This is a genomic window from Verrucomicrobiota bacterium JB022 (assembly GCA_030673845.1).
Taxonomy (GTDB): Bacteria; Verrucomicrobiota; Verrucomicrobiia; order Opitutales; family Oceanipulchritudinaceae; genus WOUP01.
In genome coordinates, this window is the sequence record JAUTCQ010000019.1 from 1 (window position 1) to 26,358 (window position 26,358).

Sequence of the window (26,358 nt, forward strand, 5' to 3'; positions counted from 1 at the left end):
CAGCGATACGCCCAGATCCACGCTGGCGGCAGGCTAACGCCCCCGCCCACGCCCCGCGCTACCCAAATCACAACAAATTTCCCGAAAATAGGGCCGGCGATGCTGCGGCAGCTGCATCGCACGTTACTTGTTACTGCCTCAACGTCTGGTCAAAGCGCTTTTTCAGCAGGGTGCTAGACGAGCATGGTAAGCTCATTACAGAAGACTTTCGTATCCATCTTAAGGAGCAAATCCGCAGTGTGCTCAAGAGGGAGTTTGCCTCCATGGATGATTTCCTCAAGCGCTGGACCGAAGCGGAGCGTAAGCAGGCTGTCCTCGCCGAACTACAAGAGCAAGGACTACCGTTAGAGGTTTTGGCGCAGGCAGTTCCCAAGGGCGAGGAGCTGGACCCATTTGATCTCGTGGCGCACATTGCCTTCGATCAGCCGCCATTGAGCCGTCGCGAGCGGGCCAACATTGTGCGCAAACGCAACTATTTCACGAAATATGGGGATGAAGCCCGAGCAGTGCTGGAAGCGTTGCTCGAAAAATATGCGGACCACGGAATCAGGGATATCGAAGATCCCAAAATTCTCGAATTGCCACCTTTCAGCGATTTGGGCACCAAAACACACATCCGTCGCGCCATCTTCGGTGGTAATGAAGCCTGGACACGCGCCCTTACGGACCTAGAACAAGCCCTTTATAGTCAAGATCTTGCTTAGTACATGAATTTGTCTGCTACGATTAAATCCATCCAGGACATTATGCGCAAGGATGACGGCGTCGATGGAGACGCTCAGCGCATCGGTCAGCTTGCCTGGATGCTTTTCCTAAAAGTTTTCGACCAGTGTGAAGAGTCATGGGAGGATGATTACGCCGACCGGGGCGAAGTCTATGCCTCGCCCATCCCCGAAGAATGTCGCTGGCGTAATTGGGCCAAATACAAGGATGGCAAGCCCCAGATTTCACCCAACGAGCTGGCTGCCTACGTCAATAACACCGTCTTTCCCCGCCTGAAGGAGATCAACGTCGATGGCAACGCCGTCGCGAAAGTCGTGCATGAGGTCTTTGCGGATGCCAACAACTACATGAAATCCGGCACGCTCCTGCTGGGTGTGATAGAGAAACTCGACGAGGTCATCCAATGGCACGAGTCAGATACGCGTGCTCAGCTTGGGCAGGCTTATGAAAAAATTCTGAAAGATCTGCGCAGCGCGGGTAATGCGGGCGAATTCTACACCCCACGAGCTGTCACCGAATTCATGGTGCGTATGGTCAACCCCCGGCTCGACTTGCGGGAAACCGTGCTGGACCCTGCCTGCGGCACAGGTGGCTTTCTTACTGCAACTATCGATCATCTAAAGCAACAGCTGACGGAAAAATCCTCTACCGATGATCGTGGCGCAATTGACCAGTGCATTCGGGGGATTGAGAAGAAGCAGCTGCCCCACTTGCTCTGCACAACGAACATCCTCCTGCATGGCATTGAGGTGCCGAGCATGATCGAGCACCGCAACACCCTGGCCAACGGCTGGAATGAGTGGTCGCCCAGTGAGCGGGTAGACTGTGTCATCACCAATCCACCCTTCGGTGGGATGGAAGGCGAGGGCGTGGGCAGCGATTTTCCCTCGGATGTGCAGACGCGAGAAACGGCGGATATGTTTCTCGTCCTCATCGTTAATAAGCTGCTCAAGGACGGCGGACGCGGCGCGGTCGTGTTGCCCGATGGCACGCTCTTTGGCGAAGGCGTTAAGGCAAAGGTCAAACGCATGCTGCTGGAGAAGTGCAGCCTCCATACTGTTATTCGCCTGCCCAACGGCGTCTTCAACCCCTACACAGGCATCAAGACCAATCTGCTCTTCTTTACTAAGGGGCAGCCGACGGAGACGATCTGGTATTACGAGCACCGCTACCCAGAAGGCGTCAAGAGTTACTCGAAAACCAAGCCATTGCGGATCGAGGAGCTGGAGCCTATCGTGAAATGGTGGGGTAGCGAGGCCGATGGCTTTGCCAGCCGGGTAGAAACGGAGCAGGCTTGGAAGGTCGATTTCAAGGCGCTCAAAGCGGAGGCAGAGGCCAAGGCACAGCCACATTGGACAAAGGCCGAACAGCTGGGCACAGAGGCTAATCGCGTGAACGAGCAGCTAAAGGTGCAAAAACTCGAACTACGCCGGGCAACCAAACCTTCAAAAAAAGCAGCCCTAGAGGATACCGTCGCCGAGTCCGAAGCGAAGCTCGAGGCACTACGCCAGCAGGCTAAGGATGCCCAGACCGCCGGAGACCGCCTCTACTTGCCTATCTTCAATCTGGACCTGAAGAACCCCCGCGCCCCTGAAGAAGAATCACGCGATCCGAACCAGCTACTGAAGAAACTCCAGAAGCTCAATGAGGACATCGCTGCGACAGAGCAGCAGCTCCACGACGAACTGGCTGCCGCGTTGGCTCATCACTTCAAAGGGGATGTCTCCGCATGAATCCCGAAGTGTTTTTGAAAAACTTCGGCCATGTGGTGAATGCGCCGGGCGGGAGCGTCAAGTTGCGGGATATGGTCTACTTCCTCGCTATTACCGGGCGCTTGTCCCAACAGGTTTTAGAAGACGGAACTGGAGAAGACCTACTAAAAGAAATCGAAGCGGAAAAGAAGTGGCGTATTGAAAATAAGTCATTCAAGCGCTCGCCAAAGCTCGAAAAGTGTAATGCTCTTTATGCAGAGAATCTGCCAGAAATCCCGGCGTCTTGGTGCTGGTCACGACTCGTCGACTTGGGAGAGATCAGTCCAAAAAATGAAGCCGACTATACTCAAGAGGCCTCTTTCCTCCCCATGGCATCTATATCGGAAAGGCACGGGGCCGATGTAATTCCAGAAAACAGAACTTGGGGGCAAATCGCTAAAGGCTACACCCACTTTAAAAACCAGGATGTGGTCGTGGCGAAGATCACCCCTTGCTTTGAGAATGGGAAGGCAGCAGTTATCCGAGGTTTGCCTTCCAGAATCGGTGCTGGTACTACGGAGCTACATGTTGTTCGCCTCTTACCCAGAATCGAACCCAGTTTCGTCTACATTTTCCTAAAGTCACCTTATTTCAGAACCTTCGGCGAATCTAAGATGACCGGAACGGCAGGGCAAAAGCGATTGCCGACCGAGTATTTTGCGACGCGCCCGTTCCCCCTTCCGCCCCTGGCCGAGCAAAAGCGGATTGTGGCGAAGGTGGATGCCTTGATGGCCTTGTGTGACCGGCTAGAAGCGCAGCAACAGAAGCGCACCGAGCTGCGGCCCAAGTTAGTGGTAGCCACACACATCCGCTTCACCGAAACCCCCACCCCCGAATCCCTCCGCGCCTGTTTCGCAGAACCCGGCCACGCCAACCCCAAAGAACTCCGCAAAACCATCCTCTCGCTGGCCGTGCAAGGGAAGCTAGTGGAGCAGGATGGGCGGGAGGGAACGGGTGCCCAGCTCTTGGGTGAAATAGCAAAAGTCCGCAAGGAACTGCTCGAGTCGGGTTATCCGAATAGCAATGAGTCGGAGGTTCAAGCGAGAAAGCAAAAAAAACAAATGCTTCCGCAAGCCTTGCCCACCCTCCCAGGAGGTTGGAGCTGGGCGACATTAATGCAATGCTGTTTAATAGTCGTGGACTGCCATAACAAAACAGCTCCCTATACGAAAGAAGGAATCATTCTTTTGAGGACCACGAATATCAGGAATGGAGAGCTCAACGATAAGGAGCGAAAATACATCAGCAAAGAAACCTACCTAAAGTGGGCAGCTCGTTGCCCACCAGAGCCTGGAGATATTCTAATTACCCGAGAAGCTCCGATGGGTGAAGCATGTATTATCCCAGAAGGAATGAAGGTGTGCATGGGACAACGTATGATGCTAGCTCGAGTCGTCCCAAATACCATTCTAAGAACGTATCTTCTCATATGCCTAACGGCCCCTGATATGATGGACAGAGTGCAAGACAAGCCCATTGGAGCACTTGTGGAGCATTTGAGGGTGGGAGGAGTGGAAACCATGCTAATTCCCGTCCCACCCCTCGCCGAACAGCGCCGCATCGTCGCCAAAGTGGATGAGCTGATGGCCCTCGTCGACAAGCTGGAGCAGCAGCAGAGCCGCCGCGAGGCGCTGGCCGCCGCCTATGCCCAGAGCGCCGTCAGCGCCCTGACGGGAACCGAATTCAAACCGAAAGCTGAAAAGATGAAAGCACCCAAGACCGAACTGATTTCGATGGTCTGCCTCCGTGCCAACCCGGATGACAAGGAGGCCGCCCCGCTCGCCAGCCTGCTGGCCACCAACAATGACAAACTGGAAGCCAAGACCCTTTGGCAACGCTCCGGCCTCGCTATCGAAGATTTCTACCAGCAGCTCAAAAAGGAGATCGCCGCAGGCTACATCCAACAGCCGGAGGAAGCGTCATTTCGGGAACTAGAAGAGAGCAAGACCGGCGCGAATCGCAATCGTATCCATTAAGCCGCCATGCACCTCGAACGCCTCACCATCAAAGACTGGCGCAACCTGCGCGACTTCGAGATTGATTTCACCCGGACGCTGCTCGACGACTCGGGCAAGCCCGAATGCGAAAGCGACGGCCAGCCAATCGAATTGAAGAGCTACGCCGTGATCGGGCAAAACGGTTCCGGCAAGTCGAACCTGATCGAGGCCATCGTCACTATCTTCCGCGACCTCGATCTGAAAGAGAAAACGGGGTTCGATTACGAGCTGACGTATCGGGTGCGCGGGCACCGCGTCGAGATCAAGGCCACCGGAGACAAACGGGAGGCCTGGATTACGGACAAGGACAGCGACCAATGCAAGAAACGGGCCCTCTCGTTTCTGTCGAACAACGCCCGGACCTACTTGCCGTCGCACGTCTTCGCCTACTACTCTGGACGTAGCAACCGGATCGAGGCCCTCTTCCAGCGTCACCAGCAACGCTTCTATAAGGCATTGACTGATGGAGACGACGAGTTGCTCCGGCGTCTCTTCTACTGCCGCACGGTGCACAGCCAGTTTGTTCTGCTCGCCTATCTCCTGAATGAAGGCAAGGGCGGTAGCGAAGAAGCCAGCCAGACTGCTGCCATCCTAGACAAGCTTGGCATCGATGACCTGGATTCAGTCCTGTTCGTCCTCAAGCGCCCTTATTGGAACCGCAATGACGATCTGAGCGAACAACGACTGATCGAAGGAGATCCCCGATTCTGGTATTCCGTCGGAGTTGTGCAGGAGTTTTTGGACAAGCTCTGGAAGGTTGCCATCGCCCCCATCGATCACACCGACAAGAACCGGACCATTGATTTTCGCGGACGCACCGAAGACCAGGACCTGCTTTACATGTTTGTTCCGGACAAGGAAGCCTTGCAGAAACTGGCTAGCGAAGTCGGCGAACCTTCGCGTTTCTTCAAATATCTGGAGAGCACCTATATATCCGACCTGATCGACGAAGTGCGCATCAACGTGAAACACCGCGACGTGGAGGGAAACATCACCTTTGGTCAGCTCTCGGAGGGCGAACAACAGCTCCTCACGGTGCTTGGTCTGATGCGTTTTACCAAAGAAGATCAGTCACTCTTTCTGCTAGACGAGCCCGACACGCACCTGAATCCACTCTGGAAATTCCGTTTCTTTGATGAAATCGAGGAAACGGTGAGCCTGCAGAAGGACACGCTGATGGGCGACTCGCAGCTCCTCGTCACCACTCACGATCCCATCATGATCGGAAGCCTGCGCAAAGAGCAGGTTCGCATTCTCCGCAAGACGCCCCAGGGACGCATCGAAGTCCGCGAGCCGGACATCGACCCTCGCGGAATGGGATTCGCCGGGCTCCTCAAGAGCGAACTTTTTGGACTCCGCTCGACGGTGGACAGCGAAACGCTCAAGCGTTTGGACCGTCGAAACTACCTTTTTGCGAAGGGAAATGAGCGCACGCACGAGGAAAATGAAGAGATGGCTCGGTTGAGCGATGAACTCGCCGAGTTGGGTTTCGCGAAAGATTTCAAAGATCCCTACTACGCGAAATTTGTCGAGAAAATGGCACTACACACCAAGTTCCACAAATCCGTGCTGACGCCCGAAGAACAGGCGGAACAGGATCGGGTTGCCGACGAAATCATCAGTCAAATCCTTGCCGAGGAGGAAGCTCAATGAGATGGATCGACTTCGAGAATAAGAAGCCGACGGACGCATTCGAAGGCTGGACGCCTTGGGCACAGAGTCGCTGGGAGGCATGGCTGAAAAAGTCGGCGGAACTATTGCAGCAGATGGAGGCGTTGAACCGCGAGGTCACGCAGCTTAGGACTGCTGGGAACAATGAGGGAGTCGCCGAGAAACTGAAGGCGCGGAACAAGATCATCGATGACAACTGCAATCACTGGGGCGAGCTGAAGGACTGGCTGTTGGCCCTCTCGCACGGCAAGTGCTGGTTCTCCGAAGCCAAAGATGTCTACAACCACTGGCACGTCGAGCATTTCAGGCCAAAGAAACAGGCTAAGGAAATCGACGGGACTGAACGAGAAGGATATTGGTGGCTAGCCTTCGATTACAGCAACTTCCGGATCTGCGGAAGTGTTGGGAATTCGAAGAAGGGCGGCTGGTTTCCACTGCATGAGAATTCAAACTGCTCAACATTCGATTGCCGCTGCGAGGACTCGGAAGCCGCCTACCTAATCGACCCAACGAAACAGTGCGATGTCGCTCTAATTTCTTTTCAAGAGGATGGGAACGCAATTCCGCTCGAATCTGATGAAGAGTCATGGGACTGGAAACGTGCGGATGAATCGATTAAACGGCTTCGGCTCAATACCTACGACAGATTACCCGAAGAAAGGCGAAAATTGGCTAATAAGCTGAAAGACCTCATTGATAGATTTCTTATCGAGAAATCGCGTTACAAGCCTGGCGTCAACGAAGCCCCACGGGGCAAGATGGACGAAATTGCCCGACAGATCATAGCCTACTTGGACGAGCGAGAGCCTCTGTCAGCGTATGCGAGATGGTATGTTAACACCCTGCTGAAAAAGCGCTTTGACCAGACGTTGAGGCAGTAACAAGTAACGTGCGATGCAGCTGCCGCAGCATCGCCGGCCCGATTTTCGGGCAATTTGTTGTGATTTGGGTAGCGCGGGGCGAGGGCGGCGGCGTTAGCCTGCCGCCAGCGTGGATCTGGGCGGATCGCTGGTGGAGTCGGTGAGGAGTTTGGCCATGCGCACGAGGTTGCAAGTGACGGCGACGAGTTGGGCCTGGAAGTGGGTGCGTTCGACGCCGCGGTAGCGGGTTTTGCGGAAGGCACCGGTTGTCTTGATCCAGCCGAAGAGGTTTTCGATGCGCTTGCGGATGCGTTGGCTGACGCGGTAGCCGGCGTGGCGGGTGGTGCGCCCGTCGAGCCCCGAGGTCCTGCGGCCCTTGACCTGCGCCACGTGCGGGGCGATCTCGCGCTCGCGGCAGGCGCGCACAAACTGCTGGTTATGGTAGCCGCGGTCCGCCCCGACGGTGCGCGGGTCGAAGCCACGCATCGTCAGCTCGTCGAGTTGCTCCAGCGCGACTTCGTGCTCCGTGCAGCCTTTGCCGACCGCAGAGCGCACGTCGAAGAGCACGCAGAGCCCGTGACGGTTTTCCATCACCGCATGCGCGCCAAAGCAGAGTTTGGCGGCGCTGCCGGCGCTCTTCTTGAGCAGCTTCGCCTCCTGATCGCTCTTCGATTCGTGGGTCTGGTTCGAGCGTTTTTCGCCCTTGAAGTCCGCAAAGCCGCCACCGCAGCCGCGTCCCTCGTCGTCCTTTTCATCCTTCGGGCGGAAGCTCTTCATGCTCGCCCACGCCTCGATCAACGTGCCGTCTACGCTGAAATGCTCGTCGCTGATCCAGTCGTGCGAGCGCGCCAGCTCCACCACTTCCAGCAAAAACAGCTCCGAGGCATGGTGATGCAGCAGTCGATCCGCATTCTTCGAGAAGGTCGACGCGTTGAAACTACCCTCGCTCGGGTTGAGGTCCAAAAACCACTGGAACAGCAGGTCGTAACGCAGGCGCTCGCAGAACTGGCGGTCGCTGCGCACACTGTAAAGCGCGCACAACACCTTCGCCTTCAACAGCCGCTCCGGCGGAATCGATGGGCGCCCCAGCTCCGCGTACATCTGCTCGAACTCATCCTCCAGCTCCACCAAAACCGCGTCCACCAGCTGCTTGATCCGGCGAATCGGGTGCTTCGCCGGAATCAGCGATTCCAGGTTGATCAACGCCACCGCATCCAGCTGTCTCGATACCTTACCGCGCATACCCACAGCTTACCCATCACGCCGACTCGGAAAAGGACTTTTTCAGCAGGGTGGTAAAGCTGGAACCCTGAGATGAGCGATGGAGGCGGCCTGCAGTCTTGGAGAGTTGAAAGACTAGACCAGTTAGACGGCCTAACCCGCGCGGCGTGAGTCGAGCCGTTGAGTGAAAGGGATGGGCGAAACAGGATGGATCAGGATGCGTTCAAAGGGCGTCCCTTGCCTCAAGGCGCTGCAAATGTGCCGTAAAGCGAGGTCGAGCCTTGTGTGGGAGACGCTTTTTTGTCTGATTATGAGCTGTTTGCTATCATGGCAGGTGCGCTCAAACGAAAACTGGAAGCTCTGGAGGCCTTCACCGTCGATGTGATCTACGATCGACGGAGCGACTGGCAGGCGCAGGCTTGGGGCGGCTTTCTGCGAGCCCTGTCGCAGCTTTTTCGCGGGATCGTATCTGCCCGCTACCATCTGTATGACCGTCGCTTGATGCGCGCGCATCACCTTGGCTGTCAGGTCATCGTCGTGGGTAACCTCACCGTCGGCGGCACCGGCAAGACGCCCGTGGTAGAGAAGCTCGCCCGCCACCTGCAGGCCAAAGGGCGGACCGTCGCCATTCTCAGCCGGGGCTATAAAAGCAAGAAGGAGCCGTTTTACCACAAATGGTGGCGCTGGTTCACCCACGCCGAGGCGGAGCCGCCCCGTATCGTCAGCAATGGCCAGGAGGTGCTGCTCGACTCCGAAGTGGCAGGCGACGAGCCTTTCATGCTGGCCAAAAACCTGCCGGGCGTCGTGGTACTAACTGACAAGGATCGCGTCAAGGCTGGTATCTATGCCATCCGGCACTTTGGTGCCGATACATTGATCCTCGACGACGGCTTCCAGTATTTTCGCCTCAAGGACCATTTCCAGCTCCTGCTGATCGACAAGAGCAACCCCTTTGGTAATGGGCAACTGTTGCCGCGCGGCATCCTGCGCGAGCCGATCAGCCACCTGCGGCGCGCTTCTTATGTTTTTCTCACCAAATCCGACGGCAAGGCCGATCCGGAGCTGGAGGCGTTGATCCGGCAACATCGCCCCGATACCGAACTGATCGAATGCACGCACCAGCCGCGCTTTCTGCAAGCGCTCAATGGTTCGGAACGGCTGGATCTGGACCAACTGGAAGGGCACAAAGTCGCCGCCTTCAGCGCGATCGCCGTGCCGGAGAGTTTCGAGAAGTTTGTGGACCAGTATGGGGCCAACATCGTGCTGCGACGCCGCTTCCTCGATCACCACCGTTTCCGCGAGGAGGAGATCCAAGATCTATATGCCGAAGCTGCTGCCGCTGGTGCTGAATGGCTGATCACCACCGAAAAGGATGCCGTGCGCATCCCGGCCGATTGGGCTCAGCCGCTGCCGGTCTATTACCTGCGGGTCGAGATTGCCATCATTGCCGGGGCGGAGGACTTTGAGGCCGCCGTCAACCGCATCAGCCGCCGCCCATCGCTGGTGCGGCCGATGGCCGGTGCCCCGCCCGAACCTCAACAAACACGCCGCCGACGGGCCTAGATGGCGCTTTCGCCTCTCCGGTCTTGTCTGACCGCCCGGTTTGCGCTAGGGCTGGCTGTTTAGGACTTTACTGCTCTTCTTCATGACGAATCACACTGGCCAACGATCGACTCCGCAGAAAAATCAGGAACTTGACCTCGAGATCAAGGATGCACAGCTCATCTTCAACTCTGTCTGGAATGAACTGGTGTCGGACAAGGGTGGGGTAGAGCACCTCAACTTCCCGCGCGAGATGTTCTGGCTCAACGGTGCCCCGGGCTCCGGCAAAGGTACGCAGACGAGCTTTATCATGGAGTATTGCGGCCTCACGGCCCAGCCGATCGTCGTCAGCGAGCTGCTGAACAGCCCGGAGGCCAAGCGCCTCAAGGACGCCGGCATGATGGTGGGCGACCGTGAAGTGACCTCGCTCCTGCTCCGCGAGTTGCTGCGCCCCGAGCGCCAGACAGGCGTCATCGTCGACGGCTTTCCCCGCACCAAGGTGCAGGTGGAGAGCCTCAAGCTCTTTTACCAGCGCTTGATGGACCTGCGTCGTCAGTTCCTGGGCACCAAGCTGAGCAACCAGTTCCCCAAGCCGATCTTCCACATCGTCGTGTTGTATGTGGACGAAGCCGTGTCGGTGCACCGTCAGCTCTCGCGTGGCCGCAAGGCCATGGAAACGGCCGAGCGCGCCCGGACGGCAGGGGAAGACAACGTGCAGTCTTCCGAAGTGCGCAAGACCGACTTGAGCGTCGACCTCGCGCGCAACCGCTACCGCACGTTCAAGGAGATCACTTACGAGTCCCTCGCCTCGCTGCGGGAGATCTTCCACTACCACTTCATCAACGCCCAGCAGTCGATCGCCGAGGTGCAGCGCAACATCGTGCGCGAGCTCAAATACCAGTCCACGCTGGAGCTGGAAGAGCGCACCTACGACATGATCGCGCAGATCCCGGTGGCCGATTCGATCACGGTGCACGCGCGGCAAGACCTCGTGACCCGTCTCGACGACTACGCGCTGCTGCACTCGGAACTGTTTCGCCAGGTGATCACCATGATCGAAGACAAGGTGATGCCGGTGGTGCTCAAGCACGCGATCTCGGGCCAAGCCACGATCTTCTCCGAAGACCCGGTTTTCGAAGACCCGCTGGCGCTCACAATGTTCCTCGATATTTTCTCGGAGCGAGGCTACCGTGCGGTCGCCAACGTGCAGCATGAAGAAATCCCCAATCGAATTGATCTCGAGACCGGTAAGATTTACACCCGGCGCAAGACCGTTTACCGCTTCACCCTCTACTTTGAAGGCTCGGTCATCCGCCGCGGCCATTAACGTCGACTATTCCACATCCATGGACCCCCGTTACGCGCAACTCGCCGACCAGCTTGTCCAATATTCCGTCAGCCTCCAGGCTGGCCAAAAAGTGCTGATCGAAGCTTTCGACATCCCCGACCGGATGGTGCACGCGCTCGTGCGCTCCGTGCGGGCGCAGGGCGGCGTGCCTTTTGTCAGCCTGCATCACTCTACCGTCAGCCGTGAAATGCTGATGGGCGCGACCGAGGAGCAATACGAGTTCATCGCGGAGATCGAGATGAAGCGCATGCAGGGCATGGACGCCTACATTGCCCTGCGTGGTGCCGACAACATCTTCGAGATGTCGGACGTGCCGAGCGACCGCATGAAGCTCGCCCTCAACAAGATGCGCCCGGTGCTCAACCACCGCGTCAACCATACCAAGTGGGTCGTTTTGCGCTGGCCGACGGCTGGAATGGCGCAGCAGGCGCTGACCAGCACCGAGAGCTTCGAAGACTTTTACTTCCGCGTCTGCACCCTCGATTACTCCCGCATGATCCCGGGGCAGAATGCGCTCAAGGCGCGGATGGATGCCGCAAAGCTGGTGGAGATCAAGGGCAATGGCACCGACTTGCGCTTCTCCATCGACGGCCTGCAGGCGTTGACCTGTGTGGGCACGCACAACATCCCCGATGGCGAAGTCTTCACTTCTCCCGTCAAGGACAGCGTGGAAGGCGTGATCCAGTACAACGCTCCGACGGTCTACCAAGGCGTGTCGTTCGACAACGTGCGACTCGTCTTTGAAAAGGGTCGCATTGTCGAAGCGACCTGCGCGGGCAATCAAGCCAAGCTCCTCGACATCTTCAACAGCGACGAAGGCGCGCGCTACATTGGCGAATTCGCCCTCGGTTGCAATCCGCACATCCTGGAGCCGATGCGCGACATCCTCTTCGACGAGAAGATTGCCGGCAGCTTCCACTTTACGCCCGGCCAGGCTTACGAAGGCGTTGCCGACAACGGGAACCGTTCGCAGGTCCACTGGGACTTGGTGTGCATCCAGCGCCCGGAATACGGCGGCGGCGAGATCTACTTCGACGGCGAGCTGATCCGTAAGGATGGCCTCTTTGTGCCGGACGACCTGCGCTCGCTCAACCCGGAACAACTGCTGGCCGAGTAAGCGCCCCAACGCATGGCCAACCCGTCGAGCCCCCGCCTGCAGGCCTTTCTGCAGGCGTTGCCCAAGACCGAAACGCACCTGCACATCGAAGGCGCCTTGCCGTTCGAGCTGCTGCAGCGTCAGGACCCGTTGCAGTGGGCAAAGCCGCCTCGCTCGTGGGCGGCCGACTTCAAGTTTCGCAGCTTTGCGGAGTTTGAAGAGGAGCTGCTGATGATGGCGACGCAGTGGTATATCTCGCCCGAGCGCTACCACGAAGCCGCCAAGATCGTCTTCCGCCGCCTCTACGAAGAGCAGCACGTCCGCTATGTGGAGACGAGTTTTGCCTCCGGGATCGTGGAGTTCCTGGGCGTCAGTGCGCCCGGAATCGTGCATGCGATCAAGCATGCCGCGCCGCAGGGTATGGAAGTGCGCGTCTTCATGGGCATCCACCACGCGGGCTATAACGAGCGGACGCGCGATTGGCTGGAAGACTGCGTGCACTGGCCCGACCTCGACGGGATCGATCTGCACGGCGAGGAAACCGATCCGATGGGCGACTGGGCTCCGCCGCTCTGGGCCAAAGCCCGCGCGCATGGCAAATTTACCAAGGCGCATGCGGGCGAATTCGCGGGGCCGGAATTCGTCCGCTACGCGGTCGACGAGTTGGGTGCCCAGCGCATCCAGCACGGTGTTCGCTCAGCCGAAGATCCGCAACTGGTGCTCGACCTGAAGGCACGCGGCATCGCTCTCGACGTCTGCCCGATCAGCAACGTAAAGCTCGACGTGGTGCCAACCATGCGTGATCACCCGATTCGCCAGTTTTTCGATGCGGGGCTGACCTGCACGATCAATACCGACGATCCAATGTCGTTCGGCAATCAGCTACACGAGGAATACACGGCCCTCCACGACCAGCTGGGTTTCACGATCCCGCAGTTGGGCGAGATCGCCAGAAACGGTTTCCGCGTCGCCCTGATTTCAGAAGAGCTGCGGGCCGATTACCTGGAGCAGATCGACCACGTGGTGGCCGAGTTTGCTGAGTAGCGCATGGACGAAGCTGCGGGTCAGGAGTTTTCGTTTCAAGTCGACGCCAAGCTGCACCGCGAGCGCGCCGACAAGGCTGTGACCGCACGGGCCGAGGGCCTGAGCCGGAGTGCGGTCCAAAAGCTTTTCGCTGCTGGTCTTGTCTGGCGCGAAGATGCCGCCCTGAGTCAGAAAGACAAGGTGCTCGAGGGCGACTGGATCACCTACACGGTGCCGCCGCCGCGCCCGCTGGAGCTGCGCCCGGTCGACATCCCGCTTGATGTCATTTACGAAGACGCCGAGTGTCTGGCGATCCACAAGCCCGCCGGGATGGTTGTGCACCCGGGAGCCGGGACGGGCGAAGATACACTCGTGCACGCGCTTTTGCACCACTGTCGCGGGCAGCTGAGCGGCATTGGCGGCGTGGAACGCCCGGGGATCGTGCACCGCCTCGACCGCGAGACCAGTGGCGTGATCATCATGGCCAAGACTGACCGCGCGCACCAAGCCCTGTCCCGCCAGTTTGCCGAGCGGCAGACCGACAAGCGCTACCTTGCGCTGGTGCAAGGCGTGCCTCGCGATACGGCGGGCAAGATCGACGCCCCGATTGGCCGCCACCCGGTGCATCGGCAGAAAATGGCAATCGTCGACCATGGCCGCTACGCTTTGACGGATTATTTTGTCGAAGAGGCTTTCGGCGAAGTGGCGGCGCGGGTGCGCTTCCACATCCATACGGGGCGCACGCACCAGATCCGGGTCCATGCGCAGCACTTGGGGTATCCGTTGGCGGGCGACCCCATGTACGGCTTCCGCGCGAACGCGTTCGCGATAGAAGTTCCGCGCGTCATGCTGCACGCGGCTGAGCTGCGGATCGCGCATCCCACCACAGGCGAGCCACTGGTGTTGCAGGCACCGTTACCTGCGGATTTTGAGGCGCTGCAAGGAGCCCTGCGCGGGGCTTAGCGGAAGTAGCCGTGCTTCAGCAGGTGCGACGCAATACCGAAGCGTAAGTTGTAGAGCGACTGCTGGATGGCAGGCGCATGGGCCAGCTCCATCAGCGTGCGGTAGATCGTCAGCGCCACCGGAAAGATGTCGGCGCGGCCCGGCGGCAGCCCCGGCACTTCAAGGCGCTCGGCAAAGGTCATGGCTGAGAGCTCTGTCGTCAGCTCCTTTACGTCTTCGAGCGAAACGGTAGAGGCCACTTCGGCAAAGCTGATCCCGCGCTTTCCCGCCAGCATGGCGCGGGTTACGGCCATGCCACCGCCGGTGCCGACCAGCGGGGCGTAAGGGATCACGTCGTGGCACAGGATGTCGCGGCGGACGTGGGCGGCCAACTCATCCAGCATGGAGCCCGGGTAGCGGCCTGTCGGGTCGGGCGGGAACTCCTCGAAGAGGCGCACCGAGCCCAGTTGCAGGCTTACTGCCTTGTCGATCTGGCCATGGGCAAAGCGGATGATCTCCAGGCTGCCCCCTCCGAGGTCGGCGAGGCAGAAACGTTCCAGCTCCGGTCCAATCGCGGGGTCTTGGCGGATGCCTTCGGCGATGAAGCGGGCCTCTTCGTCACCCGTCAGGATTACTGGGCGAATGCCGACCGCTTCTTCAACTCCGCCGAGAAATTCTTCCCCGTTGGCGGCGTCGCGCACCGCACTGGTAGCGACGATGGCGCACTCCTCGATCGGCCCATGTTTGCGCCAATCGCGATGCAGCTCGCTGACGGCTTCGATCCCGGCGGCAATGCGATCTGGGCGGAGGCGGGGAGGATGCCCGGAAATGCCTTGGCTGATCCGCACTTCCAGCGTGCGCTCAAATCGCGCCTCCACGCGACCATGCTCGCCACGTTGGGCGACAAGGGTCTTGATCGTGTTGCTGCCTACGTCGATGACGGCGACGGTCTTCATGCAGAGTCTTGCAGCTGGTAGCCGGCCTTGGCGATCATGACGACAAATTCGCCTTTTTGGCTGCCAGCCAGCAGGGTTTTCTTCACCTCGGCGGCGGGCCCGACGTAAAAGGTTTCGTGCAGCTTGGTCAGCTCGCGGCCAATGGCCATGCAACGGTCTGCGCCAAGCACTGCGATCACGTCGTCGACAAATTTCTCGATCCGGTGGGTCGATTCGTAGAAGACGAGCGTGTATTCCAGATCCCGCCAGCGCTCGAAAGTGCGTTTGCGCGCCGCCGTCTTGGGCGGGAGGAAGCCGAGGTAGAGAAAGCCATCGGTAGGCAGCCCTGAAGCGGCCAAGGCAATCGTAGCCGCACAGGGGCCGCTGATCGGCGTAACGGGCAGGCCCCGGGCGCGGCAGGCGCGCACGACACGAAAGCCGGGATCGCTGATGGCAGGCATACCGGCGTCGGTGATCAAAGCCACGCGTTGCCCCGAAGCGACAAGGTCAGCCAGATTGTCCGCCTGATCGCGCTCGTTGTGCTCGTGGTAGGCCCGCAGCGAGGCCGTCACCTGCAGGTTGGAGAGCAGGCGCTGGGCGTGGCGCGTATCTTCACAGGCGATCACATCGGCCTGTTCAAGCACGGTTACCGCGCGCGGCGTCAGCTCTTGGCGATTCCCGATCGGGGTTCCGACGAGATAGAGGGCAGGGGGTAGCCGCTGTTCCTGAGTGGCGGGCTCCACGCGTTAGCGGGCGCCGCCCATACCGTTGAAGCCAGGCACCTGGCCTTCCCAGTTTGCTGGCTGGGCGTGCGGGACGGGCGACATGTTCGGGTCTTCACCCGTGAGGGAGCCGCAGCCAGTGGCGGCCCAGCTCAGGATGCCCAGAGCCAGCAGTCGGAAGCAGAACCAGAAGGTGCTGATCAAATTCATGGGTGAGGATTCAAAGTTAATTTCAGTCCGGGATCAAGCGCGTAGCTTAGCTCTTGTGGCTCGATCCAGCCCAAGGCGGCATCGGGTGCCAAGCGGGTGGTGTGAAAGCGGAGGGCGCGACCGTCCGGCAGCTGAAGCAGGTAGGTGTTATCGACCGAGAAATAACGCTCTTGAGGGTTGGCAAGAGCGATTATTTTGCCGTTGGCCGAGCGGGCCAGTACCGTGCACTCGGGCAACGTAACCGGAGCTGGAGTAGCTTGAATCACTGGGGCGGGCGCTGGTGCCGGCAGGGGTGCGGCGGCTCGCAGATCCAATTCGCTACGGAGGCGGACAAGGCGCAACTCACGGTCGGCCAGATCCGTCTCGCGCTGCTTCAGGCTCGCATGCGCGGTTTCGAGTTCGCGCTGCAGGCGAGCGACGTCGCCGGTCAAGGCTGCCTGGCGGGTCTTGGCCTCGATCAGATCAGCTTCCGAGGATGCCAGTTGTCGGGTCTGGCGCTCCTGCTCCCGACGGCTTTGGTTGAGCGCTTCCTGCAACTGGGTTTGCAGGTGCAGGGCCTGGTTTTCGCGCTCGACCAGTGCGGCCTGCTCGACGTGGGCCGCGCGCAGGCGCTCGGACTGTACGACCGCGACGGAAAGGGCCAGCAAGGCAAAGCCCGATATGACTCCGGTGAGCCAGCCCGTTCCGTTCATGCGGCGAATGTGGCGTTAAGCCTGGGCGGAGTATTTGGCGGACCAAATATCGCTGCCCGGCTGCTTGACGATGCCCTTGGCGGGGTTGGCTACGAGGTGCTGGAGCAGCTTGTAGATCGTCTCCGCCTGGTCTTCGGCGCCGATGGCGGAAGCAAGTTCGTCCACCGTAAAGGCTTGGCCGGCATTCTCGAAGAGGTAGCCGGTGACGCTCTGCTTGATCTTGAGGAAGGTAGCGGCAGCCTTCTTGCCGGCTTCAACCCCGGGCTGGTGGTAGGCGTTGATGCCGACAAGGCTGGCGTAGAAGCCCACTGCCCGCTCGTAGAGCGCGATCAACATGCCGACCGCTTCGGGCGTCACTTCGTCGATCGTGATGGTGATCGACTCGCGGTCCTTTTCGGCCAGCGCTTCGCGGGTGCCCAGCAGGAAGGCGTTGAGGTAGTCGCCCGAGGTGACGCCGTCTTCCACATCGACGGAAGCGCCTTCGCGATCCTTCGTCACTTCGATGAAGGTGGCGAAGAAATTGTTCACGCCTTCGCGCAGCTGCTGCACATAGGCGTGCTGGTCGGTCGAGCCTTTGTTGCCGTAGACGGCGATGCCCTGATTGACGACCTTGCCTGCGAGGTCCAGCTCCTTGCCGAGGCTCTCCATCACGAGTTGCTGGAGATACTTGGCGAAGAGGGTGAGGCGGTCCTTATAGGGCAGGATCACCATGTCCTTTTCGCCCTTGCCGTTGGTGGCGTGGTACCACATCAGCGCGAGCAGGGCCGCCGGATTCTGGCGGGTCTCGGTGCTGCGAGTCCAGGCATCCATCTTGGAAGCGCCCTTGAGCATGCCCTTGATGTCGATGCCTTGCAGGCGGGCCGGAAGGAGGCCGACGGCAGCCATTTCGCTGGTGCGGCCACCGACCCAGTCCCACATCGGGAAGCGTTCGAGCCAGTCTTCTTCCACTGCCACCTTGTCGAGCTTGCTGTCGACTCCGGTCACGGCCACGGCGTGCCTGGCAAAGGTAACGCTCTCAGAAAGGTAGGCCTGCTGGGCTTCGAGCATGCCATTGCGCGTCTCAGGAGTGCCGCCACTCTTGGAGACGACCAGCACCAGCGTGCGGTCCAGCTTGTTGCGCAGCGGGTTCAGCGCTACGTCCATGCCATCCGGGTCGGTGTTGTCAAAGAAGTGCACCTGCATGCGGTCTTCGCCGGGGCGGCCGAGCGCCTGCGCGACGAACTGCGGGCCCAGGGCCGAGCCGCCGATACCGATCACGAGCAAGTCGGTAAACTTGCCGCCTTCGCCTTGGATCTCACCGGAGTGGATCTTGCGGGCAAAGGACTCGATGCGCTCCAGCGCGCCGCTGATCTCGGCGGCGATTTCGGCCGTGGGGGCGATCTCCGCGTTGCGGAGCCAGTAGTGGCCCACCATGCGGTTTTCGTCGGGATTGGCGATGGCGCCCATCTCAAGCGCTTGCATCGACTGGAAGGCCTGTTGCATCGGCGCTTCCATTTCCGCGAGAAACCCGCGGTCGAAATTCATGCGGCTCACGTCGAGCGCGAAGCCGAGGGAGGGGTTGGAGAGGTAGTATTCCTTGAAACGGTTCCAGGACATGGCTGCGCTCTAAAGTGTTGCCTCACGCCCAAATTGCAAAGCCAAAGGTGAGACTCGTGCGAATCCCTTCCATGAGAGGGATTCATGGAAGCCAGATCGACTCCTGCCTCAGAAATAAATCCCCCCGCCGAGGAGTTGTTCGCCGCGATAGAGGGCGCAGACCTGACCGCTGGCGAGACCACGCTGGGGCTCGGCAAAGATCAGCCCGGCAGAGCCGTCTTGGCGGGGCTCGAAGCGCACGGCCACGCGCGGGTCGCGGTAACGGACGCGAGCCTCGATGTCTTCGGCCTCTGTAAGCGGGTGGGGCGTCACCCAGCTCAACTGGTGGAGGTCGATCTCCTGTTGCCAAAGCTCGTCTGGCTTTTGGCTCTCGAAGGCGATTACCAGCTCGTTGCGCTCGATCCGCTTGGCGACGACCACGTAAAATTCATTATCGGCATTGGAGGGCACCCCGATGCCCTTGCGCTGACCCAAGGTGTAGCGATGGAGGCCTCGGTGCTCGCCCAAGACCTTGCCTTGCAGGTTCACGATCAGGCCGGGCTGGTCGGGGATGAACTTTTCGAGGAAGTCGTTGATCTTCACTTCGCCGATGAAGCAGATGCCTTGGCTGTCTTTCTTGTCCGCGTTGGGCAGGTTGGCGGCGCGGGCCAGCTCACGCACCTCCGGCTTTTGCAGCTCGCCCACCGGGAAGAGGGCCGCATCGAGCTGCTCGGGCTGAAGCAGGGCGAGGAAGTAGGACTGGTCTTTGTTCGGGTCGACGCCTTCGAGCAGGCGTGATGCTCCGTCCGCGTCTACCCGACGGGCGTAGTGGCCGGTGGCGACGTAATCGAAGCCGTGTTCACGGGCCCAGTCGAGGAAGACGCCAAACTTCATCTCGCGGTTGCACATCACGTCGGGATTGGGCGTAAGCCCGCGTGCGTAGCCTTCCACGAGGTAGTTGACGATGCGTTCGCGGTAGTCGCGCATGAAGTTGATCACCTCGAAGGGGATGCCGAGGTGGGCACAGACGGCCCGGGCGTCGACGATGTCCTGCTCCCAAGGGCAGTTCCCGAAGACGTTTTCCTCATTGATCCAGTTCTTCATGTAGGCGCCAACGACATCGTAGCCCTGCTCCTTGAGGCGCAAGGCGGCGACCGCACTGTCCACTCCACCGGAAAGACCGAGTAGCACCCGATTACCCATATCCGGTAACCTTGGACAAAGTTGTCTGGTTGTGCAAACCCGGAGGTAAAGTCGTTTCTGGCCGGGCGAAACGCCTCAACCCGCCTAATTCTGCGCTTCACATTTGCCTTGGGCAGCGAAGCGCGGTAATCCCTGCCGTAATGGCTCCCTCTCGTCGTCAGCCGTCGTCTCCCATTCTCTCCGGCGCCCATTGGGCGTCCCTACACACGGGAATCGTGTCCCTCCAGCGCGACTGGAAGCGCAAAACGATGCCGCCACTCTTTTGGGGTGCCGATCGTATTCCGCTGCAGGATGTCAAGCCGGCCCCGCCCACGGCCTTCGGGGAGCATTCTGCTTACTATTGCTCCGGCGCCTACATCGTCTTCCTCATCCGCGCAAGCCGGATGCCCACCGTGTCGTTCGAAGAGGAGAAGCTCTATGTCGCCGGGCCGTTCAACGAGTGGGCGCAGGGCAAGGACAAGAGCAAGTGGCGCCTGAAGCCGATGCAGATCGACGGCGAGAGCTACTTTACCCTGCGGCGCCAGAAAAAACAGATCGTGGGGAGCGAGCCCGTGCCCTTCAAATTCGTGACCGGCACCGGGCGGTGGCTCGATGTGCCTTCCGACGCCCCCAACATCCACTGGGACGCTTCGGGCAACCGTAATTACCAGATCCGGGCCGACCGTACGGGCAAGCACGTGCTGCAGTTCACGGCCCCTCGCTCGATCAACCAGAGCGGCGCAGCGCAAGTGACCTACAAGGAGGGAGACTACGAGGAAACGGTGCCGGTGCAGGCGGGCGTCTTCCTCAAGACGCTGGAAAGCCCGATGGAGCAGGGGGTCAAAGTGCTCGGCGGGATTACCCGCTTCCGTATCTTCGCCCCGCGTGCCTCGTCGGTGAAGCTGTTCCTCTTTCAGGACCTCGAGCATCAGGAGCCCGAACCGATCACGCTGCGCATGGTCGACGGCATGACCTGGGAGGCCACCGTGGCCGGCAATCGCCATGGATGGTACTATTATTACAAGATCGACGGCCACAGCATCGAAGGTGCGACCTGTTTCGATCCCAATTTCCGCATTCTCGACCCTTACGCTTTAGCCTGTGTCGGCCCTCAAGGCCCCGCTATCGTCGTCGACCACGGCAAGCTGCCTCGGACGCCGCGTCCGTTTCGCCCGCCGTGGTGGCACGACCTGGTCGTGTGCGAAGCGCACGTGCGCGACCTGACGAAGTTTGCCCCGATCGCGATGTCCGACATCGAACGGCGCGGCTTTACCGGCCTGCGCAAATGGGTGGAGCACGAATCGTTTTACCTCAAGGAGCTGGGCTTCAACGCCGTAGAGCTGCAGCCGATTCAGGAAAATGATGCGCGCGACCCTGCCCAGTACCACTGGGGCTACATGACCTGCAACTTCTTCAGCCCGGCGAGCCAATACGCGACCGATCCGGCCAAGGCGACGCAGATCGAGGAGTTTCGTGAGCTGGTCGACGCCTTCCACCGCCAGGGCATGGCCGTGATCCTCGACGTGGTCTATAACCACGTGGGCGAGCCGAATTACCTGCAGTATATCGACAAGCAGTATTACTTCCTGCTCAGCCGCGACGGCGAATACATGAACTTCAGCGGCTGCGGCAACACGCTCGACTGTGATGCGCCAATGGCCCGTCGCCTGATGATCGAGAGCCTGATCCACCTCGTGCGCACCTACGATGTCGACGGCTTCCGCTTCGACCTGGGCGAACTGGTGGGCCGCGATGCGCTGGCCGATGTCGAGAAAAAGCTCAAGGCCGTGAAGCCATCCATTATCGTGGTGGCCGAGCCGTGGAGCTTCCGTGGGCACATTGCGCACCAGCTCAAGGAGACCGGCGTTGCCTCCTGGAACGACGGCTACCGCGAGTTTGTGCGCGAATACGTGACGGGTCGAGGCAACGCGGAAGGGCTGCGCTACTACCTCCAGGGCTCGGCCGAGCTGGCGTCGTTCCCTTCCCAGACGGTCAACTACCTCGAAAGCCACGACGACCGCTGCTGGATCGACAAGATTACGGAAAACCGCGACCACAACGGTTACTTCCCGACGTTCAACGACCGTCGCCGGACTCACCTGATGATGAGCATCCTCAGTATGTCGCTCGGCATCCCCATGCTCAACAGCGGGATGGACATGCTGAAGAGCAAGCATGGGATCAATAACACCTATCAGCGCGAAGACCTCAACGCGATCCCCTACACGCGCGCCATCTTTTACAGCGGCACGCACGAGTATTTCCGTCAGTGGATTCACTTCCGCCGCAGCGAATGGGGGCGCATGATTCGGCTCTATGAGCGACCCAAGCCCGGCTACTTCGAGACGTTTACCTGTCGCTCGGCGCTGGGTATGGTTTACAACGCGAACCGCCAGTATGGGCGCCGTCAGCTCTTTTACACCATCAACCCGCACTTCGAGATCGTGCGGCTGGAGGTGCCGGAAGGCCTGCTCGATGGTTTTACCCAAGTTGCCGACCAGGAACGCTTCGACGCGCGTGGTCTCCATACCGCCCAGGTCCGACGCGAAAAAAATTACCTGGAGCTGATGCCGCTCAGCTGCGCCCTTTGGGTCAAGGCCTGAGGCGCGGAGACAAGTGGTTGAAAAGCAGGGTGGGTGGTCCGCACCGCTGGCCGCCCGCCCAGACCAGCCATAGCCCCTGTTGCGGGTGGTTTAAGACATTTTCATTTCATACAGAAATGAGATAAAAAACATTTATGGCTTGGCAGCGGCGATTTCAGCTTATTACACTTGCTTATCTGAGGCGGATATGGTTCCAAGGCGTTCAGCTAGTCGCTCTTCGCACTTGAGCCTGGCTCGTCGAACCAACTAGGATATTTCATACAATGGCTACTAAAATCGCGATTAACGGTTTTGGCCGGATTGGCCGCTTGGTCTTCCGCGCCCTGGTGGAGCAAGGTCTGCTTGGCAGCACCTTCGATGTCGTTGCGATCAACGACCTCGTGCCTGCTGACAATCTGGCTTACCTGCTGAAGTACGACTCGATCCAGGGTCGCTTCGACGGCACGGTCTCCAGCGAAAAGTCCTCTGCGGACGTCGCCGAAGACGACACCCTCGTCATCAACGGCCACAAGATCAAGTGCCTCGCCCTGCGCGCCAAGCCCGATCAACTGCCGTGGAAGGACCTCGGCGTGGATCTGGTGATCGAGTCCACCGGTCTCTGGACCAAGGACACGGACGCCGAAGGCCACATCAAGGCTGGCGCCAAGAAGGTGATCATCTCCGCGCCTGGTAAGGGCGACAAGGTGAAGACCGTGGTGATGGGCGTGAACGACGAGTCGCTGACCGCTGCCGACACCATCATCTCCAACGCTTCCTGCACGACGAACTGCCTCGCCCCCATCACCAAGGTGGTGCTCGAGAACTTCGGTATCGTCGAAGGCTTGATGACGACGGTCCACAGCTACACCGCCACCCAGAAGACCAATGATGGTCCTTCCGCCAAGGACTGGAAGGGCGGCCGCGCTGCTGCGATCAACATCATCCCGTCGACCACCGGTGCCGCCAAGGCGGTTGCCCTCGTGCTCCCGGCCGTAAAGGGCAAGCTGACCGGTATGGCCTTCCGCGTGCCGACCCCGACGGTGTCCGTCGTCGACCTGACGGTGAAGACCGAAAAGGAAACGAGCTACGAAGAGATCTGCCAAAAGATGAAGGAAGCCGCCGAAGGCCCCCTCAAGGGCATCCTCGGTTACACCGAAGACCAAGTCGTCAGCAGCGACTTCATCCACGACAAGACCTCCTCGATCTTCGACGCCGGCAGCGGCATCGGCCTCAACAGCACCTTCTTCAAGCTGGTTTCGTGGTACGACAACGAATGGGGCTACTCCAACCGCGTCGTCGACCTGCTCAAGAAGGTCAACAGCCTCTAAGCCTCGCGGCTTAGCAGCCTGATCTACGGACTGTTTTACGGCCGCCCGCCGGTGCTTGCTCAACAGGGCACAGGTGGGCGGCTTTTTCTTTGCCTCGATCCGCTCCTCGGCTTAGTTCAGGAGGGTCAGCGAACCTCTCCAACCCCTTTACGTTTTACATATCATGGCCACCAAGACCATCGAAGACATTCAGGTAAAAGGTAAGCGCGTGCTCGTGCGCGTCGACTTCAACGTGCCGGTGAAAAACGGTGCGATTACCGACGACTCCCGCATCGTGGCTGCTCTGCCCACGATCAACTACCTGCGCGAAAATGGCGCCAAGGTGATTCTTTGCAGCCATCTCGGCCGCCCGAAGGCCAAGAAGGACCTGGAGTTCACCCTCGCCCCGATCGCCAACGACCTCGCCCAGAAGCTCGGCTCGCCCGTCACCTTCGTGGACGACTGCATCGGCGAAGGCGTGGCCGCCCAAGTCAAGGCGATGAAGGACGGCGACGTGGTCCTGCTCGAAAACGTCCGCTTCTATGCGGGCGAAGAAGGCAACGATCCGGAATTTGCCAAGCAACTCGCCTCCGTGGCCGACATCTATGTCAACGACGCGTTTGGCACGGCTCACCGCGCCCACGCCTCGACCGAAGGTGTGACGAAGTACCTCAGCCCGAGCGTCTGCGGCTACCTCATCCAGGAAGAGCTGAAGTTCCTCGGCGAGAAGACCGCCCGGCCGGAGCGCCCCTTTGTCGTGATCCTCGGCGGTGCCAAGGTCAGCGACAAGATCATGGTGATCGACGCCCTGCTCGAAAAGGCTGACAAGATCCTCATCGGCGGCGCGATGGCCTACACCTTCAAGCTCGCTCAAGGCGGCAAGGTCGGCAACTCCCTCGCCGAACCGGATAAGGTCGAGACCGCCAAGAGCGCGCTCGAAAAGGCCAAGGCCAAGGGCGTGGAATTCCTCCTGCCGGTGGACAACCTCGTGTGCGACAAGCTCGACTTCAAGGGCGGCACGCTGGGCAACACCAAGGTGGTCGACGGCGACATCGAAGACGGTTGGGAAGGTGTCGACATCGGCCCCAAGACGATCGAGCTCTACGCCGGTGCGGTGAAGGACGCCAAGACGGTGCTCTGGAACGGCCCGATGGGTATCTTCGAAATTCCGGAATCCGCCAAGGGTACCTTCGCCGTCGCCAAGGTGGTGGCCGAGGCCGAAAACATCTCCATCATCGGGGGTGGCGACTCCGTCAAGGCCATCAAGAAGAGTGGCTACGGCGATAAAGTGACTTTCATGAGCACGGGTGGCGGCGCCAGCCTGGAGTTCCTGGAAGGCAAAGAACTGCCCGGGGTCGTCGCGCTTGACCAAAAGTAAAGCGTCCTTAGGCTACAAAAGCTCACGCAAACGCTGATTTGCTGTCCCACCAAATGAAAAAAGCCATGCGCAAATACCTGATCGCCGGCAACTGGAAGATGAATAAGACTGCGAGCGAGGCTGAAGACCTCGTGAAGGAGATTCACCTCGCTGTCGGCCAACAAACCGAAGTGGGCGTCTGCATCTGCCCGCCCTTTACCTCGCTGGAGACGGCGGCCCGCCTGCTGGAAGGCTCCAACATCCAGCTCGGCGCGCAAAACATGTATCCCAAGGCCGAAGGCGCTTACACGGGCGAAGTTTCTCCCGTGATGCTGCGCAGCCTGTTCTGCAACTTCGTCATCCTCGGGCACAGCGAGCGTCGTGAGTATTTCGGCGAAACCGATGCCTTCATCAACGAGAAGGTGATTGCGGCTTTCGAAAGCTCCCTCAAGCCCATCCTCTGCGTGGGTGAGACGTTGGCGGAGCGCGAAGCGGAGAAGACGCTCGAAGTCGTCCGCACCCAGCTCGAAGGCGGCCTCAAGGGCGTTTCCAACGAGCAGGCGGAAAACCTCGTGGTAGCCTACGAGCCCGTCTGGGCGATCGGCACCGGCAAGACGGCTACGCCCGAAATGGCGCAGGAAGTCCACGCCGCGATCCGCAGCTGGCTCGGCGAACGCTTCGGCGAAACCGTCGGCAACAAGATCCGCATCCTCTACGGCGGCTCGATGAAGCCCGGCAATGCTCCCGAACTCCTGGCCCAGCCCGATATCGACGGCGGCCTGATCGGTGGCGCTTCCCTCCAGGGCAAGTCATTCGTCGAGCTGGTCAACGCGGCCCGCCAGGCGTAACGCTCTGCGATCTATCCGATTCATTTCCTTCGCGCCGGTAGCCAAGTGCTGCCGGCGTTTTTTTTGCGTACTACTTGAGAGAAGGGCAGGGGGCGTCGATAGATACGGGCGCAAAAAAGGCCGATGCGGTTTAGGCATCGGCCAAGGGAAAAGGTTGGAGAGGCGGCTCTCTGGCTACTAGTCGAGCAGCAGCAGGTCGCCACGGCGATCCTGTGCGGCTTGGGAGTCGGGAGCGTCGGTCTCGGCTTCGAGGTCACCCTTGGACACAGTCTGAATCCGGCCACCATCCACGCCGAGCTGCAGGAGGTATTGCTTCACCGCATTGGCGCGACGGTCGCCCAGCGCCATGTTGTATTCCGTGGTGCCGCGCCAGTCGCAATGGCCAACCACCGCCAAGGTGCGGTTGGGATTGTTGGCGAGGTAGGAGGCCATTTCTTCCAGCAGGGGCTGGTCGGCCGGGCGGATGTACGACTTGTCGAAGTCGAAATAAACCGAGCCGTAGACCTCGGCATCTTCGAGGTTGTCGAGAGAATCGCCCGCGCCGCGCGGCTGCAGGGTGTCGTCGTATTGGCCGGCCGACAGGATGGAATCATTGCCGACAAAGTCGCCCTGATTCTGGGTATAAGAGCCAGCCCCAGCCGAGGGGCTAACGCGCGTGAATCCAGGGTCCGGCGGTTCGACGTTTTGACGGCAACCAGCAAAAGCGGCTGCGAGAGTCAGCCCGATAACCAAGAAAATTCGATGCACTCTAGTCATAAATAAATACCTCAACCA

At 59.8% G+C, this 26,358-nt stretch carries 22 protein-coding genes; 14 read left to right on the forward strand and 8 right to left on the reverse strand.

Annotated elements, in window-relative coordinates:
- The 5 genes from Q7P63_15050 to Q7P63_15070 all read left to right on the forward strand — a co-directional run.
- A partial coding sequence (locus tag Q7P63_15050) for a type I restriction-modification enzyme R subunit C-terminal domain-containing protein (protein MDP0501409.1) occupies window positions 1–704 on the forward strand: 704 nt, incomplete at its 5' end.
- Between the two features lie 3 nt (window positions 705–707).
- Window positions 708–2,456, forward strand: a complete 1,749-nt coding sequence (locus Q7P63_15055) for a class I SAM-dependent DNA methyltransferase (protein ID MDP0501410.1) — start codon at window positions 708–710, stop codon at window positions 2,454–2,456.
- Window positions 2,453–4,450, forward strand: a complete 1,998-nt coding sequence (locus Q7P63_15060; GenBank protein ID MDP0501411.1) for a restriction endonuclease subunit S — start codon at window positions 2,453–2,455, stop codon at window positions 4,448–4,450. The genes Q7P63_15055 and Q7P63_15060 overlap by 4 nt, the downstream gene beginning before the upstream one ends.
- 6 nt (window positions 4,451–4,456) lie before the next feature.
- Window positions 4,457–6,124 carry an AAA family ATPase gene (locus tag Q7P63_15065; GenBank protein ID MDP0501412.1) on the forward strand — a complete coding sequence of 556 codons (1,668 nt, stop codon included), beginning with the start codon at window positions 4,457–4,459 and terminating at the stop codon, window positions 6,122–6,124.
- Window positions 6,121–7,023: a hypothetical protein gene (locus Q7P63_15070; protein ID MDP0501413.1), complete on the forward strand. Its 903-nt coding sequence runs from the start codon at window positions 6,121–6,123 to the stop codon at window positions 7,021–7,023. Before Q7P63_15065 ends, Q7P63_15070 begins: the two co-directional genes overlap by 4 nt.
- A 93-nt stretch (window positions 7,024–7,116) precedes the next feature.
- Here Q7P63_15070 and Q7P63_15075 read toward each other — a convergent pair whose 3' ends face one another.
- Window positions 7,117–8,244 carry an IS5 family transposase gene (locus Q7P63_15075; GenBank protein MDP0501414.1) on the reverse strand — a complete coding sequence of 376 codons (1,128 nt, stop codon included), beginning with the start codon at window positions 8,242–8,244 and terminating at the stop codon, window positions 7,117–7,119.
- A 306-nt stretch (window positions 8,245–8,550) separates the two neighbouring features.
- Between Q7P63_15075 and lpxK the strand changes: the two genes are divergently transcribed.
- The 5 genes from lpxK to Q7P63_15100 all read left to right on the forward strand — a co-directional run bounded on the left by lpxK (window position 8,551) and on the right by Q7P63_15100 (window position 14,195).
- Window positions 8,551–9,786: a tetraacyldisaccharide 4'-kinase gene (lpxK, locus tag Q7P63_15080; protein MDP0501415.1), complete on the forward strand. Its 1,236-nt coding sequence runs from the start codon at window positions 8,551–8,553 to the stop codon at window positions 9,784–9,786.
- A gap of 82 nt (window positions 9,787–9,868) precedes the next feature.
- Window positions 9,869–11,092: a nucleoside monophosphate kinase gene (locus Q7P63_15085; GenBank protein MDP0501416.1), complete on the forward strand. Its 1,224-nt coding sequence runs from the start codon at window positions 9,869–9,871 to the stop codon at window positions 11,090–11,092.
- A gap of 19 nt (window positions 11,093–11,111) precedes the next feature.
- Entirely contained in the window at window positions 11,112–12,230 is a 1,119-nt protein-coding gene (locus Q7P63_15090) for an aminopeptidase (protein ID MDP0501417.1), read from the forward strand.
- A gap of 12 nt (window positions 12,231–12,242) precedes the next feature.
- Complete coding sequence (locus Q7P63_15095) at window positions 12,243–13,253, forward strand: adenosine deaminase (protein ID MDP0501418.1); 1,011 nt, start codon at window positions 12,243–12,245, stop codon at window positions 13,251–13,253.
- A gap of 3 nt (window positions 13,254–13,256) precedes the next feature.
- A complete protein-coding gene (locus Q7P63_15100) occupies window positions 13,257–14,195 on the forward strand; it encodes an RluA family pseudouridine synthase (GenBank protein ID MDP0501419.1) in 939 nt (312 codons plus the stop codon).
- On the opposite strand, the gene Q7P63_15105 is transcribed toward Q7P63_15100, so the two are convergent.
- From Q7P63_15105 to mnmA, 6 genes are all read right to left on the reverse strand, one after another.
- A complete protein-coding gene (locus Q7P63_15105; protein ID MDP0501420.1) occupies window positions 14,192–15,130 on the reverse strand; it encodes a phosphatase in 939 nt (312 codons plus the stop codon). The two genes, Q7P63_15100 and Q7P63_15105, sit on opposite strands and share 4 nt — an antisense overlap.
- A complete protein-coding gene (gene rsmI / locus Q7P63_15110) occupies window positions 15,127–15,852 on the reverse strand; it encodes a 16S rRNA (cytidine(1402)-2'-O)-methyltransferase (protein MDP0501421.1) in 726 nt (241 codons plus the stop codon). Before rsmI ends, Q7P63_15105 begins: the two co-directional genes overlap by 4 nt.
- A gap of 3 nt (window positions 15,853–15,855) precedes the next feature.
- Window positions 15,856–16,041: a hypothetical protein gene (locus Q7P63_15115; protein ID MDP0501422.1), complete on the reverse strand. Its 186-nt coding sequence runs from the start codon at window positions 16,039–16,041 to the stop codon at window positions 15,856–15,858.
- Complete coding sequence (locus Q7P63_15120; GenBank protein ID MDP0501423.1) at window positions 16,038–16,733, reverse strand: hypothetical protein; 696 nt, start codon at window positions 16,731–16,733, stop codon at window positions 16,038–16,040. The genes Q7P63_15115 and Q7P63_15120 overlap by 4 nt, the downstream gene beginning before the upstream one ends.
- 15 nt (window positions 16,734–16,748) lie before the next feature.
- Window positions 16,749–18,329, reverse strand: a complete 1,581-nt coding sequence (locus tag Q7P63_15125; GenBank protein ID MDP0501424.1) for a glucose-6-phosphate isomerase — start codon at window positions 18,327–18,329, stop codon at window positions 16,749–16,751.
- A gap of 108 nt (window positions 18,330–18,437) precedes the next feature.
- On the reverse strand, window positions 18,438–19,511 hold the full coding sequence (gene mnmA, locus Q7P63_15130) for a tRNA 2-thiouridine(34) synthase MnmA (GenBank protein MDP0501425.1): 1,074 nt from the start codon (window positions 19,509–19,511) through the stop codon (window positions 18,438–18,440).
- A 140-nt stretch (window positions 19,512–19,651) separates the two neighbouring features.
- On the opposite strand from mnmA, the gene Q7P63_15135 reads away from it, so the two are divergent.
- From Q7P63_15135 to tpiA, 4 genes are all read left to right on the forward strand, one after another.
- Window positions 19,652–22,093 (forward strand): alpha-amylase family glycosyl hydrolase, encoded by a 2,442-nt coding sequence (locus Q7P63_15135; GenBank protein ID MDP0501426.1) that lies wholly within the window; start codon window positions 19,652–19,654, stop codon window positions 22,091–22,093.
- Between the two features lie 263 nt (window positions 22,094–22,356).
- Window positions 22,357–23,400 (forward strand): type I glyceraldehyde-3-phosphate dehydrogenase, encoded by a 1,044-nt coding sequence (gene gap, locus Q7P63_15140; GenBank protein ID MDP0501427.1) that lies wholly within the window; start codon window positions 22,357–22,359, stop codon window positions 23,398–23,400.
- Between the two features lie 163 nt (window positions 23,401–23,563).
- Window positions 23,564–24,757 carry a phosphoglycerate kinase gene (locus tag Q7P63_15145; protein MDP0501428.1) on the forward strand — a complete coding sequence of 398 codons (1,194 nt, stop codon included), beginning with the start codon at window positions 23,564–23,566 and terminating at the stop codon, window positions 24,755–24,757.
- Window positions 24,758–24,822: 65 nt separating this feature from the next.
- Window positions 24,823–25,584 (forward strand): triose-phosphate isomerase, encoded by a 762-nt coding sequence (gene tpiA / locus Q7P63_15150; GenBank protein MDP0501429.1) that lies wholly within the window; start codon window positions 24,823–24,825, stop codon window positions 25,582–25,584.
- Window positions 25,585–25,761: 177 nt separating this feature from the next.
- On the opposite strand, the gene Q7P63_15155 is transcribed toward tpiA, so the two are convergent.
- Entirely contained in the window at window positions 25,762–26,331 is a 570-nt protein-coding gene (locus Q7P63_15155; GenBank protein MDP0501430.1) for an OmpA family protein, read from the reverse strand.
- Window positions 26,332–26,358: the final 27 nt, after the last annotated feature.

Coding starts and splice junctions, on each gene's coding strand:
- Q7P63_15055 (MDP0501410.1), top strand. CDS start 708: ATGAATTTGTCTGCTACGATTAAATCCATCCAGGACATTATGCGCAAG.
- Q7P63_15060 (MDP0501411.1), top strand. CDS start 2,453: ATGAATCCCGAAGTGTTTTTGAAAAACTTCGGCCATGTGGTGAATGCG.
- Q7P63_15065 (MDP0501412.1), top strand. CDS start 4,457: ATGCACCTCGAACGCCTCACCATCAAAGACTGGCGCAACCTGCGCGAC.
- Q7P63_15070 (MDP0501413.1), top strand. CDS start 6,121: ATGAGATGGATCGACTTCGAGAATAAGAAGCCGACGGACGCATTCGAA.
- Q7P63_15075 (MDP0501414.1), bottom strand. CDS start 8,244: ATGCGCGGTAAGGTATCGAGACAGCTGGATGCGGTGGCGTTGATCAAC.
- lpxK (MDP0501415.1), top strand. CDS start 8,551: ATGGCAGGTGCGCTCAAACGAAAACTGGAAGCTCTGGAGGCCTTCACC.
- Q7P63_15085 (MDP0501416.1), top strand. CDS start 9,869: ATGACGAATCACACTGGCCAACGATCGACTCCGCAGAAAAATCAGGAA.
- Q7P63_15090 (MDP0501417.1), top strand. CDS start 11,112: ATGGACCCCCGTTACGCGCAACTCGCCGACCAGCTTGTCCAATATTCC.
- Q7P63_15095 (MDP0501418.1), top strand. CDS start 12,243: ATGGCCAACCCGTCGAGCCCCCGCCTGCAGGCCTTTCTGCAGGCGTTG.
- Q7P63_15100 (MDP0501419.1), top strand. CDS start 13,257: ATGGACGAAGCTGCGGGTCAGGAGTTTTCGTTTCAAGTCGACGCCAAG.
- Q7P63_15105 (MDP0501420.1), bottom strand. CDS start 15,130: ATGAAGACCGTCGCCGTCATCGACGTAGGCAGCAACACGATCAAGACC.
- Q7P63_15115 (MDP0501422.1), bottom strand. CDS start 16,041: ATGAATTTGATCAGCACCTTCTGGTTCTGCTTCCGACTGCTGGCTCTG.
- Q7P63_15120 (MDP0501423.1), bottom strand. CDS start 16,733: ATGAACGGAACGGGCTGGCTCACCGGAGTCATATCGGGCTTTGCCTTG.
- Q7P63_15125 (MDP0501424.1), bottom strand. CDS start 18,329: ATGTCCTGGAACCGTTTCAAGGAATACTACCTCTCCAACCCCTCCCTC.
- mnmA (MDP0501425.1), bottom strand. CDS start 19,511: ATGGGTAATCGGGTGCTACTCGGTCTTTCCGGTGGAGTGGACAGTGCG.
- Q7P63_15135 (MDP0501426.1), top strand. CDS start 19,652: ATGGCTCCCTCTCGTCGTCAGCCGTCGTCTCCCATTCTCTCCGGCGCC.
- gap (MDP0501427.1), top strand. CDS start 22,357: ATGGCTACTAAAATCGCGATTAACGGTTTTGGCCGGATTGGCCGCTTG.
- Q7P63_15145 (MDP0501428.1), top strand. CDS start 23,564: ATGGCCACCAAGACCATCGAAGACATTCAGGTAAAAGGTAAGCGCGTG.
- tpiA (MDP0501429.1), top strand. CDS start 24,823: ATGCGCAAATACCTGATCGCCGGCAACTGGAAGATGAATAAGACTGCG.